This is a genomic window from Frankia sp. AgPm24 (assembly GCF_023243055.1).
GTDB classification, from domain to species: Bacteria; Actinomycetota; Actinomycetes; order Frankiales; family Frankiaceae; genus Frankia; species Frankia umida.
Window position 1 is genome coordinate 1 of the sequence record NZ_JALKFW010000165.1, and the last position, 12,778, is coordinate 12,778.

The window sequence follows — 12,778 nt, forward strand, 5'->3', positions numbered from 1 at the left end:
CCTCCGTCCCCCGCGATCCCGGCCCTCCGTCCCCCGCGATCCCGGCCCTCCATCCGCCTCCGTCCCTCCCCTCCCCACCGATCCCGGCCACCTCCAGCCGCCTCCGTCCACCCCGGCTGCAGCCGTCGCCACAAGCACCCAACCCATTACCATTGGCAACACCCATCCCTCGCCGCCGACGCCATTCGGCCCCTATCGCCGATGGCGTTTCCCCCGCCCCTTTCACGCGGGCCACAAAGGTCCTTGATCGAATCTGCCGGGGTCCAGTGAAAAGGATCGGCTCCAGATCCTTCGCCAAGCTCAGCAGAATCGCCTGAACCTCGGCGATGCGGTCGTCCGAAGCCGACCTTCGCACTCCACCACTCACCCGACGCGACCGAGAACCACGCTCCGCAACGAAGAAGGCGACCGGCGCGGCCCGCTCCAGCTCATGCCGAGGGTTGTTCGGTAATCAAGTGGCCCATTTCCCGAAAAACCCTCGGCGCGCCCTCGCATATACCTCGGCAACGGCGAGCACTCGGCATTCCACACCCAAAAGTCACCGGGCGCGCACCCAACGTCCAAAGAAGCTCGGACGCCACCCGGGGGGACGCCGCCCGGGAGACAGTCGGCCAGGTCAACCCACCGGGTCAGCCGGCCAGGTCCGGCTGCCGGGTTACGACGTCACCGGGTCACCGGGTCACCGGGTCGCGAGGTCACCGGGTTGGCGGATCACCAGATCACGAGAGCACCAGGTCACGAGGTCGCGAGGTCGAGAGTGGTGATGGAGGTGCCGTCGGAGGCCGCGCAGATGTGGAGGACTGCGCGACGTCCGGTCCGTGCGGTGTAGGCGGGACGGAACGTCGAGCCGAAGGCATCCACCTGGGTGCGGTCGACGATGGCGATCGCACATCCGGCGAAACCACCGCCGGTCATCCGGGCGCCTTGACATCCTCTCCACCCTGAAGGGTGGAGATTCCAGCCTGCTACGCCGCTGTGGGCGTGAGCTTCTGGCGGGTTCCCGTTTCGCGGCGCGATGCCGGCACAGGTGCCGGTCTGACTCGCACTCCACGGGCGTGTACGGTCTCCGCCTGTCCGGCGGCGACCCTGCGTCCTTCGGTCTGGATGTTCCGGGCCGCGTTCACCTCCCGGTCGTGGACGATGCCGCAGGCCGGGCACGACCACGCCCGCACGTCCAGCGGCTTCGGCCCGTCCTTCACCCCACAGGCCGAACACACCTGCGACGACGGAAAGAACCTGTCCACCTTCGCGAACGTCCGACCGTACCGGGCGGCCTTGTACTCCAGCATGCCGACGAACTGGGACCAGCCCGCGTCGTGCACCGACCGCGCCAGCCGGGTCCGACCAAGACCGGTGACACACAGATCCTCGACGTAGACCGCTTGGTTCTCGCGGATGATCGCCGTGGAGAGCTTGTGCTGCCAGTCCCGCCGGGCGTCGGCCACCTGCGCGTGTACGCGGGCTACCCTGACAACGGCTTTCCTGCGGTTACCGCTGCCTTTCTTCTTACGGCACAGGTCTTTCTGTAACCGGCGCAGCTTACGGTGCGCGCGGCGCAGGAACGTCGGTGAGGTGACCTTCGTGCCATCCGAGAGGATCGCGAAGTGCGCCAGACCCAGGTCGATGCCCACCTCGGCCTCGACCGCCGCCCACGGCTCGTCCGCCGTCCGCACGACGAACGACGCGAAATACCGTCCCGCCGCATCCCGGATCACGCTCACCGACGATGGTTCGGCGGGCAGGTCCCGCGACCAGCGCACCGCCACATCCCCGATCTTCGGTAGGCGCAGCTTCCGCCCCGCCGTGACCGTGAACCGGGCGTTCTTCGTGAACCTGATCGCCTGCCGGTTGTCCTTCCGTGACCGGAACCGCGGCGGGGAGACCTTCCGGCCTTTCCGCTTCCCCGACAGGGAGGAGAAGAAGTTCCGGTAGGCGGTGTTCAGGTCGGCCAGCGCCTGCTGGAGCACCACGGCGGACACCTCGCCGAGCCATGCCCGCTTTGGGGTCCGCTTCGCCTCGGTGAGGATCCGCCGGGACAACTCCCCGTCGCAGACATAGGCCAGCCCGGCCACGCGGGCGTCCTGCCGCAGTCTCAGCCCGTCGTTGAACACGACCCGGGCACAGCCCAACGCCCGGGACAACGCCGCCACCTGGCCCGGCGACGGGTCCAAGCGGTAGTTGTACCGAAGCTGCACCCCACCATCGTACACTTGGTCTATGGCTTCTGACCTCGACATTCGCACTGGCAGGCACTGCGTTTTCGTGCTCCACGCCCACTTGGTCTTCACGACCAAGTACCGGCACCGCGTGTTCGAGGACAGGCACCTGACCCGGCTCGAAGAGATCACGCGAGCGGTGTGCGCAGACTTCGACGTCGAACTGGCCGAGTTCAACGGCGAGAGTGAGCACGTCCACCTTCTCGTCAACTTCCCACCGAAGGTCGCACTCGCCCGACTGGTCAACAGCCTCAAGGGCGTCTCGTCCCGCAGGATGCGGCAGGAGTTCCCCGAACTCGCCCAGCACTACTGGCGGGCCAACCGGCTCTGGTCCGCGTCGTACTTCGCCGGCTCCGTCGGCGGGGCGCCGCTGACCATGCTCCGCCAGTACATCGAGCAGCAGGAACACCCGGCCTAGAACACACCCAGACCGCGAAGCGGCCTCCCCGAGCGGGCCTTCACCCCCGGCCTGAAGACCGAAGCACTCGCCCGCAACTTGGTAGCCCCGTGGCCGCGCCGACCCACTCGTTCTCCGCCCGCTGGCCCCATCGGGCCAGTTCCACCACATCCACCACGCGGGCCAGTCCTGACCCGTCCATCGGCGGCACCGTCGGCGGCATGCGTGACGGCGCGTCGGGAGAGGTCGTGCCCTGCTGGCCCGTCCGGGCCAGGGAGAGACCCGCCACCGCCACCGCCAGTTCGAGTGCGGCGGACGACGACAGCCCGGCTCCCACAGGTATGTCGCTGGTCAACGCACCGTGCCAGGCAGTCAGGTCAACGCCCGCGGCGGCGAGCTGGACGACCATGCCTTCCACGTACCGGGCCCATCCGCTGGCCCGTGCGGAGGGTGGGGGGTCACGGGAGGCGGACGGGGCCGGGCGAGGCGTTGGACAGGGCGGCGACCTGGGCCATGGTCAGGCCGGACGGTGGCAGGGTCACCGCGCTGTCCCAGGAGGCCGACATCACCGTGCGCAGGCGGCCGGCGGCGTCCTCGGGGGTCATGTCGCGTGCGGGCTCGGCGAACATCTCGTAGCCGACGACGTGTTTGCGGATCGTCGGTGACCGTAGCAGCGGCGGGTAGACATGGGCGTGCAGCTGCCAGACGGTCTCGGGGCGCTCCGCCGCGCCGACCCTGGTCACGGTGGGATGCGGGCCGGGGGCGCCGTGCCATCCCATGGAGAACGGGAACGGGTAGTCGAACAGGGCGTCGTAGCCGGTGAGCAGGCGGCCGAGGACATGGGCGAGGCCGCTGCGCTGGGTGTCGTCCAGTTCGGCGAGGCGGGTGACGGGACGGCGCGGCAGCAGCAGGGTCTCGAACGGCCACATCGCCCAGTAGGGGACCACGACCAGCCAGTCCTCCTCGTCCAGGACGATCCGTTCGGCGGCGGCCGTTTCGGCGCGGATGTAGTCCAGCAGCAGCGACCGACCTGACCGGGCGTAGTGCTCGCGCTGGTGGGTGTCCTCGGCGGCGGCTTCGTCGGGCAGCGCGTCACAGGCCCAGACCTGGCCGTGCGGATGCGGGTTCGACGCGCCCATCGCCGTCCCGCGGTTCTCGAAGATCTGCACCCAACGCCACCGGCGGGAGAGCTCGGCGTCCTGCGCCGCCCAGGTCTCGACGACGGCGCGCACCTCGGCGTGGGACATGTCGACGAGTCCCCGGCCGTGATCGGGGCCGAAGCAGATGACCCGGCAGGTCCCGTGCGCGGGCGCGCTACGCAGCAGCCCGGACCCGGTGGGATCGACCGCGGGAACGTCGCTCGCCCGCGCGACACGGTCGACGCCAGCGACACCTTCCCGCCCGGCGGCGCCGTCGGACGTGCCGGGGCTGCCGGACGTGCCGGGGCTGTCGGAGGCGGCGGGGCTGTCGGAGGCGGCGAGGAGGGCTTCCCGCGCGACGACGCCGGGTGCCGGGACGGACCCGGTGGCGGAGCTGGTCGGCGCGGCCGATGGCGAGGTCGACGCCGGAGGCTGGGACGGGAGCGGGAGATCCTCGACGATGTGGCCGGGACCGGGGTCGGGGCCGGGGGGAGGCGTGGGGTTCGGTGCGGGCTGAAGCGCCGGGAAGTCGTTGGTGAAGACGTACGTGCCGCGGTAGTCGGGGTTACGGGCGCCACCGGCGCGTCGGTTGCCGGGGCACAGGTCGCAGTGCGGGTCGTGGGCGGCTGGCGACGGTAGGACGGGGGCATCCTGGCCGCCGTGCCACGGGCGGCGCACACGGCCCGGGGAGACCAGGACCCAGCGACCGGTGAGCGGGTTGAACCGCCGATGCGTGGTGTCGTCCATCGCTTGGACAGCCTGCCATGGCGGGCGCGGGCACGCGGGCCTGTGTGGACCACCCCGGCGGGTCGGCGCGGACGGTCCAGGCGCACCGGCCCGCCCGTACGACCCTCGAACGACTACCCCGGGAGTTCCCTCGACCACGATGTGCTCACCAGCTGACCGGATGGGCAGCCGTACCGCAACCGCACGCCGAGGCCACGACCCCGGTGTGACACACCACGCAGCGCCGCCGGGCCGGTCCGGCGTGGGCCCTGCAACACGGATCACAGTGCACCCGGATCGCCGCCCGCCGGCCGACCGCACCCCCAGCCGGGTGGCACACCCCCCAGCCGCGGGTGCGCCGGAGGAACCGGCCGGCGGCGGCACAGGTTCGGCAAAAACATAAACCTGAACTCAACTTCACCTCCTTACACTGGGGCCATGCTTCCCACCGACCTGATGACCGTCGGCGACCTGTCCGCACGAAGCGGCTTCGCGCCGTCCGCGCTGCGTTACTACGAGCGACAGGGCCTGCTGACCGCTACCCGCACCAGCGGCGGGCAGCGGCGTTACGAGCGACACGTGCTGCGCCGCCTCGCGTTCATCCGGGCGGCGACCGCGGTCGGCCTGAGCCTGGACGAGGTCGCCGCGGCGCTGGCCGCGCTCCCCGACTCCCGCACCCCCACCAAGGCGGACTGGACGGTGATCTCGCGCCGCTGGCGGTCCCGGCTGGACGAGGAGATCGAGGCGCTCACCGCGCTGCGGGACGGCCTGGACGCCTGCATCGGCTGCGGCTGTCTGTCGCTGCGCCGCTGCCGGATCTCCAATCCGAATGACTGGGTCGGTGCCTACGGCTCCGGTGCCCGCGTCTTCCCCCCGGCGTTGCGCCGCGCGGGCCACGGCCACCACGGCGGCCACCGTCCGTCACCATTGCTGGGCGTCGAGCCGGCGGGCGAGCCGACCGGCGGGTGCTCCGACAGCGTCGTGGACGAGCCGGCCTGCCACCCGAGCGATGAGTTGGACTGTGCGACCGCGGGCGATGTTCGGGCCGGCGCGACGGTCACCACGGCCGACGTGATACCTGACGGGCCAGCTCAGGTGACTGAAACAGGCGAACCTGGCGGGATCCGCGGGACCGGCGAAACGCCTTTTGTTGACCGGCGGCGGACCTGCGCAAGCCAACAAGAAGATCACATTGCGAATTCGCCGCGACCTTGACACCGGACTGTCCAGATCTCGAAACTTCCGGCCGGGATAGTAACCCGTACCCCCCGTCTGTGCACGATCTCCACGGGTCCGATAGGAACAAAGGTGGGGGTTCGGTCGTCCGAGGGTGACCGGTAACCGACGGACACACGTGAAACGGCCGGGCACAGGGACCTAGGAGGGATCGTGGGGGATTCGTACGGCGCGGGGTGGTCGTCGGGAGGCGAGTCGGGCGAGCACACGGGCGACACAGGTCCGCTGGCCGCGTCCGAGGCGCCTCGCCCACTGCCCACGCGGACGTCCCGCCGCACCGGCCCGACCGGACCAGGCGGCGGTCTCGGCACTGGACCGTCCGACAGTGGGATGGGGGCCGGGGCGGCCAGCCCACTGGGCACACTGACCGCGAGCGATCTCGGGGCGCTCTCGGCGTCCGGGCCTGGCCTGGGCGGGATACCTGCTGGTGGGCTGAACGGGACGGCCTCCGGGGGCCTGGGGACGGTGCGGACCCGGCGACGGCGTCCGATGATCGTCGGGCTTGGTGGCACGACCCAGCCCAACTCGCTCACCCAGTGGCTGCTCGCCGGCGCGCTGGGCACGATGGCGCAGGCCGGGGCGGAGACGCTGCTGTTCGGGTCCGGTGAACTCGATCTGCCGATGTACGCCCCCGAGCGACCCGAGCGCGGGCCGGGGGCACTGCGGCTGCTGGCCGCCGTCGAGCAGTGCGATGCGCTGGTCCTCGCGACGACCGCGCATCACGGCAGGGTCTCCGGTCTGGTCAGCAACGCCCTCGACTACCTCGACGATCTGCACGGCGCACCCCGCCCCTACCTCGACGGTCGGCCGGTCGGGCTGATCGTCACCGCCCCGAACGCCCATTCGGCGGGGACGGCGATGACCGCGTTGCGCTCGACCGTCCACTCCCTGCGCGGCTGGCCGACGCCCCAGGGCATCACCCTCGACACCTCGGCCTCCCCCACCATCGCCGACGCCGACGGCCGCCTCACCGACCAGACCACCGCGAACGCCCTGGAGACCCTCGTCGACCAGATCATGGGCTTCACCTACGCCTGGTCCCAGGTCATCTGAACCCGCCGCGGTCCGCCGCGGTCCTCGCCGCCCGCGGGCCCTGACGCGCCAGCGCCGGGGCCCGCGCCGGGTGCGCCGGTCGCACCGCGGAAGTTCACCCCCCTGATCGCGCGGGGATCGCGCCGGTCTACCGTGACGGAACCTCGGTGGCACATCACCCGCTGCGTCATCCGGGGCTTCGCACCGTGGCCTCGGCGTGCCATCACATGGCGTGTGCGTAGCCCAGAGGTGCTACCCGCGACGCGACATCCGGTGCTCGACGCTCCTGTCGGGTTATCGAGGTAGTCAGATGTGTAGTCCCCGTAGGGGGCATCCCGGGCGCACGGTCGCTGCTCTCGGGCAGCGCGGTCAGGACACGAACGAGGAGGCGGCAGGGTGCGAGGACGATCCGGGCTGGGCAGGCTGGCCGTGACGGCGGTGGCCGCCGTTCTCGCGGCCACACTCGCCGCCTGCGGTGGCGGTTCCGGCTCGGACGGCTCGGCTGGCTCGAGTGGCTCGAGTGGCTCGACGTCCGGTTCGGGCGGAGCCAAGGGCTCGCCGGTCAAGCTGATGATCATCGCGCCGACGGGTACCGCCGGCACCAACTATCCCGACATGGTCGCCGCGACGAAGGCCGCCGTGCGTGGCGTCAACGCCCGCGGCGGCATCGGCGGGCACCCGGTCGTCCTCGAGCACTGCAACGAGCGCAACGACGCCGCCACCGCGAAGAAGTGCGCCGAGCGGGCGGTGGACGAACACGTGCTGGCCGTGGTCGGCGAGATCAGCGGGTCCGGCGGGATCATGCCCATCCTGGCCAAGGCCGGCATCCCGTCGATCGGCTCGGCCGGTGTCTCCGCGGACGGTTCCGAACTCAGCTCGCCGATCAGCTTCGTCATCAGCCCCCTGACCTTCTACCCGGCGGTCTGCCCGAGCCTGCTCGCCAAGGCCGGCGCCACGCACATCGGTCTGGTCGGGTACGACCTCAGCGCCAGCGACCGTCTGATCACGATGGCCGTCGGTGGCGGCAAGGCGGTGGGCCACCCGATCGACCCGAAGATCCGCATTCCGATCACCACCAGTGACTTCGCACCGACGATCACCCAGCTGTCCCGCTCCGGCGCGGACGGTGCGGTCCTCGTCGTGTTCGACCAGGCCGCCTACGCCGTCATCGCGAAGTCCGGCCAGCAGGTCCGCACCTGCCACGCCGCCGGCACCCTCTCCCCGACCTTCCTGGCCACACTCGGCTCGGCCGCCGACCGTCTCGTCGTCGCCACCGCGTTCCCCGAGCTCAGCCAGACCAGCCAGTACCCCGAGGTGGCCCGGATGGTCCGCGAACTCGACGCCGAGCAGGCCACCGGTGACGCCGACGCGGCCCCGGCCCTGCGCTCGAGCACGTCCACCACGGGCGCCTGGCTGTCCGTGCAGATCGCCGAGAAGGTCGGCAACCAGGTTTCCGGCGACCTGACCGCGGCGAGCCTGCTCGCCCAGCTGAACAGGACGAGGAACCTCGACCTCGGCGGCATCATCCCCCCGCTGGACCTGACGACTCCCACCCCGATCCCCGGAGCCGAGCGCATCTTCAACTCGACCCTGCGCGGCGCCCGCTGGGACAGTGCCTCGAAGTCCTTCGTCTCCCTGGGGAACGAGACCTACAACGGCCTCGACATCCTGCGCCGCGCCGCCGGCTAGCCCCCGCCCCGCCGCCGTCCTCGAACCGTCTCCCCCACCCGCACGGAGAGCACCGGGCGGCATCCCGCGCATCCCGCCCGCAGGTGGGTGGACGGTGACGTGGGGCGACGATCAGGGTGTGTCGAGGGGGAGGTAGGCGCCGAGCAGCAGGTCGCGGTCGGCCTTCGCCTCGGCGGCCGTCCCGGACCAGGCCACCGTGCCGTGGCGCAGCACGTGGACCCGATCGGCGACGGCCAGGGCGCTGCGCACGTGCTGTTCGACGAGGACGACGGCGAGCCCGGCGTCAGCCGCGGCGCGCACGGCCCCGAGCAGACGCTGGACGACCTGGGGGGCGAGACCGAGGGACAGTTCGTCGGCGAGCAGGATCGTGGGCCGTCGCGCGAGGGCCCGGGCGAGGGCGACCATCTGCTGCTGCCCGCCGGAGAGCAGACCGGCCCGGCGGTCGAGGTGTTCGCCCAGTTCGGGGAAGATCCCCAGGGCCAGGTCGGGGTCGCACCGCCCGACCCGCAGGTTCTCCCGCACGGTCAGGCTCATCACGACCGAACGCTCCTCCGGCACCAGGCTCAGACCCCGCCTGGCCCGTTCGTGCAGGGGCGCCCGGGACGGCTTCCCATCGATGTGGACGGCACCGCCCATCGGGACCAGGGCGCCGGCGAGGGCCAGCAGCGTCGTCGTCTTGCCCGCCCCGTTCGGGCCCAGCAGGGCGACGACCTCCCCCACCCGGACCTCCAGGTCAAGGTCCCGCACGACCGGCCCGGCCCCGTACCCCGCGGACAGCCCGCGGGCGGCCAGCATCACCGGCCGGCCGCTGATGTCAGCCCCGGCACCCCGGCCCCGGGACGCCTTCGCACCCGGGCCCGTGGCTCCGCGCGACAGCAGGCGGGCCATCAGACCTTCTCCACCCGGGTCGGCCTTGGCGACGAGAACATCGCCGAGGAGACCGCACCCGACGAGGACGACGGACGGTGACGGGTCGCCGGCTCGTCGGTACCCGGATCGCCGAGATAGGCGGTGCGCACGCGTGGGTCGGCGGCCACCCTGGCGGGTGGTCCCTCGGCGATCAGTTCGCCGGCGTCGAGCACCACGACCCGGTCGCAGACTCCCATGATCACATCCATGTCATGTTCGTTGAGCAGAATTCCGAGTCCCCAGTCGTCGGCGAGCCGGCGCAGCAGGGCTGCGACCTCGGCGCTTTCGGACTCGTCCAGTCCCGCGCACGGCTCGTCGAGCAGCAGCACCCCCGGCCCCGCGGCGATGGCGCGGGCGATCGCCAGCAGACGACGACGTCCGTAGGGCAGGTCGGAGACAGTACGCAGCAGATCGTCGCGCAGGCCGAAGGCGTCGATGGCGGCAAGCGCCGGCGCCGGCAGCGGACGTGACCGCGGCAGTACCAGATCGGTGAGATAGGCGGCGGCGTCGCGACGATCACTGGCAGCCTGGATGTTCTCGAGCACCGTGAGGTCGTCGAAGAGCTCGAGGTTCTGGAACGACCGGCTGATCCCGGCCCGGGCCCGACGATGCGCGGACAGCCGGTCCACCCTGATGTCGCCCAGCGTCATCGACCGCACGGTGGACGGCGTGTAGCCGGTGATCGCGTCGATCACCGTCGTCTTGCCCGCGCCGTTCGGGCCGATCATGCCGACCACCTGACCCGGTTCGACCCGCAGGTCGACGTCCCGTACCGCCGCCACCGCCCCGAACCGGACCGTGAGCCCCCACACCGACAACGTCGCCGGTTCCCCCGATCGGCCCCCCCGCCCCGACCAGCCCGCACCCGGCGACCCGGCCGTACTCACCGAACCGGCCGTACTCACCGGGCCTGCCGTACTCGCCGGGCCGGTGCCCTCGTCCGACCGGGAGGTGGGGCCCAGGGCGCGGTGCAGGCGGGTGGCGTCGGCGCGGCCGCGGCGTTCGGCGGCGCGCGGGACGAAGCGGTCGTAGAGCGCGGCGGCAGCGCGGGCGTTCTCCGGCGCCATCCCACCGCCGGAGCGGGACAGGACGACGACGAGGATGATCCCGCCGATCAGCGGCACGTACCGGTCCGGATGGGTCAGTACATGTCGCAACGCGCCGCTGAGCAGGGCCGCGATGGCCGCACCGAGAACGGCGCCGAGCCAGAGCAGCGGGCGGCGGGCGCCTGGGCCGACCAGGCGGTGCCCCGCGCCCAGGCGGTACGCGGTGCGCGGATCGCGGTGCAGCGCCGCCATCCCGGCGAAACCCAGCAGGCCACCGACCGCGGCGAGCAGCACCCGAAGCAGCCATCCGAGCCGACTGATCCACCCTCCCAGCGCCATCCCCGCACGGGCCAGCAGGGCCCCGGGGGCGAGCAGCGCCCCGGTGAACGCGCCGCTGACCCAGCCCACCCCGCCGACCACCGCGTAGGAGATCAGCAGGATCGACGGGAACGGCGAGAAGTTCCCATGGCCGTAGTCGATGTTGCCGTTCTCGCCGAACAGGTAGAACGCGTAGAGCACACCGCCGAATCCGGCGATCGCCGCCGAGAGCGCGAACGCGTACAGCTTGGCGCCGACCACGCTGATGCCCAGCGCCGCCGCGGCCCGCTCGTTGGTACGCACGGCGATGAGGCGGCGTCCGGCCCGGCCCCGACGCAGGTTGGCCACCGCGAGCGCGACGAGCACGAACGCGACCACCGACAGGGTCGCGAAGCCCCGCGGATCACCCAGCGGGTCCAGCCGCACCCCCAGGAAACGCTGGTGGCCCACCACCGTCCCCTCCGGACGGGCCAGGTCACCGAACAGCGAGCCAAGCCCACCGGCCCCGTCGGGGGGTGGCGAGTGGTAGCCCCGTTGGAACAGCAGCGCGTCGACCGCCGCACCGAGGCCCAGCGTGACCACGGCCAGCTGGAGCCCCCGGGTGCGCAGCGCCGGGAGCGCGAACAGCAGTCCGACCAGCGCGGTCCCGGCGACACCGACGGCCATCGCCGCCTCCAGCGGCCAGCCACGGGTCGCCACCAGGCGTCCGGCGATCAGCGCGGCGATACCGGAGAAGGCCAGCTGCCCGAGCGAAAGCTGCCCGGTGAACCCGACCAGCACCACCACCGACAGCAGGATGAGCGCCCACAGGGCGTTCGCGTCGAGCGCGTCCACCCAGTCGGTGGGCAGCACCCACCACACCGCGGCGAGCGTGGCCGCGAGCACGACAGCGAGGGCGCGCGGATGGACCCGTCCACTGCCGAGCACCGGATGACGTTCGGCGACATGGCCCCGTTCGGGCAGGCCACGGCCACGCACCGCGAGGTAGAAGACGATGACGGCCAGCGGGATGGCCCGGTCGACGCCCCGCCAGAACGGGTGATGCGCCACCAGTTCGTACTGGGTCTCCACCTCGACCAGGCCGAGGACGAGCCCGCCGACGAGCACCACCGGAAACGAGTGGAACCGTCCGATCAGGGCCACGGCGAGCGCCGGCACGATCAGCAGCAGCAGGTTCGCCGAGGACAGCGGGTTCTGCAGCGGCGCGAGCAGCACACCGGCGAGGCCCGCGAGGCCCGCGCCGACACCCCAGGCCGCGGCGGCCAGCGCGTCCACCGACCAGCCGAAGGTCTCCGCGGCCCGCGGGTTCTCGGTGGCGGCGGTCGCGGCGAGCCCCAGCGTGGTGAACCGGAACACCGCCCACAACGCCCCGACCAGCACCGCGACCGCGCCGAGCCGAACGAAGATGCTGACCTCGATGTCCGTGCCGGCCAGTTCCACGCTGCCGCGGGGCAGCACCGCCGGGGACGTTCGCACGGCGCCGGCGAACATCAGCGTCAACGACGACTCGAGGATGATCAGTAGCCCGAGGGTCGCCATCAGCCGCAGCAGTGCCGTGGCCTCCCGCAGCGGGCGCATCACCAGGATGTGGAAGGCGACACCGATCGCCGAGGTCGAGGCCACCGCCAGCACCGCCGCGGGCAGCAGGGGCAGCCCCCATGGCCCGTGCAGCCCATGCAGGACGTAGGCCGACCAGGCGACCAGCGCGCCCTGCGCCATGTTGAGCACGCCGGCGCCACGGGCGATCACCACCACCCCGGCGGCGACCAGTGCGTAGAGCGCACCAGAACCAAGACTGAGCAGGGCGAAACCCATGACGTCGTCCACGACCGGTCCACATCTGCTCTGGACGCGTGCCTCCCGGCCGCGCCCTACCGTTATCCCCCGGCGGTTCCCCCCACCGCCGTATCCCGACCACGCCCGATCACACCAGGGCCTACCTGATCATGCCCGATCGCGCGTGGCCTGGTCGGGGCAGGTCGGCAGGAGACCTGGATTCCCGATCACGGCAACGGACGTGACGGTACGACCCTCCGAACGGGCCAGACAAGCAAACCGCCCACAACGGCG

At 71.8% G+C, this 12,778-nt stretch carries 9 protein-coding genes and 1 pseudogene; 4 read left to right on the top strand and 6 right to left on the bottom strand.

Annotation, left to right across the window (positions count from 1 at the left end):
- Positions 1 to 735 precede the first annotated feature (735 nt).
- Positions 736 to 915: a hypothetical protein gene (locus tag MXD61_RS09580; protein WP_248812488.1), complete on the bottom strand. Its 180-nt coding sequence runs from the start codon at positions 913 to 915 to the stop codon at positions 736 to 738.
- Positions 916 to 965: 50 nt separating this feature from the next.
- A complete protein-coding gene (locus tag MXD61_RS09585) occupies positions 966 to 2,195 on the bottom strand; it encodes a transposase (RefSeq protein WP_248812489.1) in 1,230 nt (409 codons plus the stop codon).
- A 22-nt stretch (positions 2,196 to 2,217) separates the two neighbouring features.
- Here MXD61_RS09585 and tnpA point away from each other — a divergent pair, with 22 nt between their 5' ends.
- The gene (gene tnpA / locus MXD61_RS09590; RefSeq protein WP_248812490.1) at positions 2,218 to 2,634 is read left to right on the top strand and encodes an IS200/IS605 family transposase; all 417 of its coding nucleotides are present in this window, start codon (positions 2,218 to 2,220) and stop codon (positions 2,632 to 2,634) included.
- Between the two features lie 40 nt (positions 2,635 to 2,674).
- Here the strand turns inward: tnpA and MXD61_RS09595 are convergent, their stop codons facing one another.
- Positions 2,675 to 3,022 (bottom strand): hypothetical protein, encoded by a 348-nt coding sequence (locus MXD61_RS09595; RefSeq protein WP_283096671.1) that lies wholly within the window; start codon positions 3,020 to 3,022, stop codon positions 2,675 to 2,677.
- Positions 3,023 to 3,071: 49 nt separating this feature from the next.
- The gene (galT, locus tag MXD61_RS09600; protein ID WP_248812491.1) at positions 3,072 to 4,499 is read right to left on the bottom strand and encodes a galactose-1-phosphate uridylyltransferase; all 1,428 of its coding nucleotides are present in this window, start codon (positions 4,497 to 4,499) and stop codon (positions 3,072 to 3,074) included.
- 417 nt (positions 4,500 to 4,916) lie between these two features.
- Between galT and soxR the strand changes: the two are divergent.
- From soxR to MXD61_RS09615, 3 genes and pseudogenes are all read left to right on the top strand, one after another.
- Positions 4,917 to 5,366 (top strand): annotated as a pseudogene (gene soxR / locus MXD61_RS09605) (redox-sensitive transcriptional activator SoxR); the annotation flags it as partial.
- A gap of 501 nt (positions 5,367 to 5,867) precedes the next feature.
- Positions 5,868 to 6,767: an NADPH-dependent FMN reductase gene (locus MXD61_RS09610; RefSeq protein ID WP_248812492.1), complete on the top strand. Its 900-nt coding sequence runs from the start codon at positions 5,868 to 5,870 to the stop codon at positions 6,765 to 6,767.
- A gap of 375 nt (positions 6,768 to 7,142) precedes the next feature.
- A complete protein-coding gene (locus MXD61_RS09615; protein ID WP_248812493.1) occupies positions 7,143 to 8,435 on the top strand; it encodes an ABC transporter substrate-binding protein in 1,293 nt (430 codons plus the stop codon).
- Positions 8,436 to 8,546: 111 nt separating this feature from the next.
- Here the strand turns inward: MXD61_RS09615 and MXD61_RS09620 are convergent, their stop codons facing one another.
- Both MXD61_RS09620 and MXD61_RS09625 read right to left on the bottom strand, forming a co-directional pair.
- A complete protein-coding gene (locus tag MXD61_RS09620) occupies positions 8,547 to 9,323 on the bottom strand; it encodes an ABC transporter ATP-binding protein (protein WP_374628699.1) in 777 nt (258 codons plus the stop codon).
- On the bottom strand, positions 9,323 to 12,535 hold the full coding sequence (locus MXD61_RS09625) for an ATP-binding cassette domain-containing protein (protein WP_248812494.1): 3,213 nt from the start codon (positions 12,533 to 12,535) through the stop codon (positions 9,323 to 9,325). The genes MXD61_RS09620 and MXD61_RS09625 overlap by 1 nt, the downstream gene beginning before the upstream one ends.
- Between the last annotated feature and the right edge of the window lie 243 nt (positions 12,536 to 12,778).

Excerpts from the sequence above, each read along its gene's own strand:
- MXD61_RS09580 (WP_248812488.1), bottom strand. The coding sequence starts at position 915 with ATGACCGGCGGTGGTTTCGCCGGATGTGCGATCGCCATCGTCGACCGC.
- tnpA (WP_248812490.1), top strand. The coding sequence starts at position 2,218 with ATGGCTTCTGACCTCGACATTCGCACTGGCAGGCACTGCGTTTTCGTG.
- MXD61_RS09595 (WP_283096671.1), bottom strand. The coding sequence starts at position 3,022 with ATGGTCGTCCAGCTCGCCGCCGCGGGCGTTGACCTGACTGCCTGGCAC.
- galT (WP_248812491.1), bottom strand. The coding sequence starts at position 4,499 with ATGGACGACACCACGCATCGGCGGTTCAACCCGCTCACCGGTCGCTGG.
- MXD61_RS09620 (WP_374628699.1), bottom strand. The coding sequence starts at position 9,323 with ATGGCCCGCCTGCTGTCGCGCGGAGCCACGGGCCCGGGTGCGAAGGCG.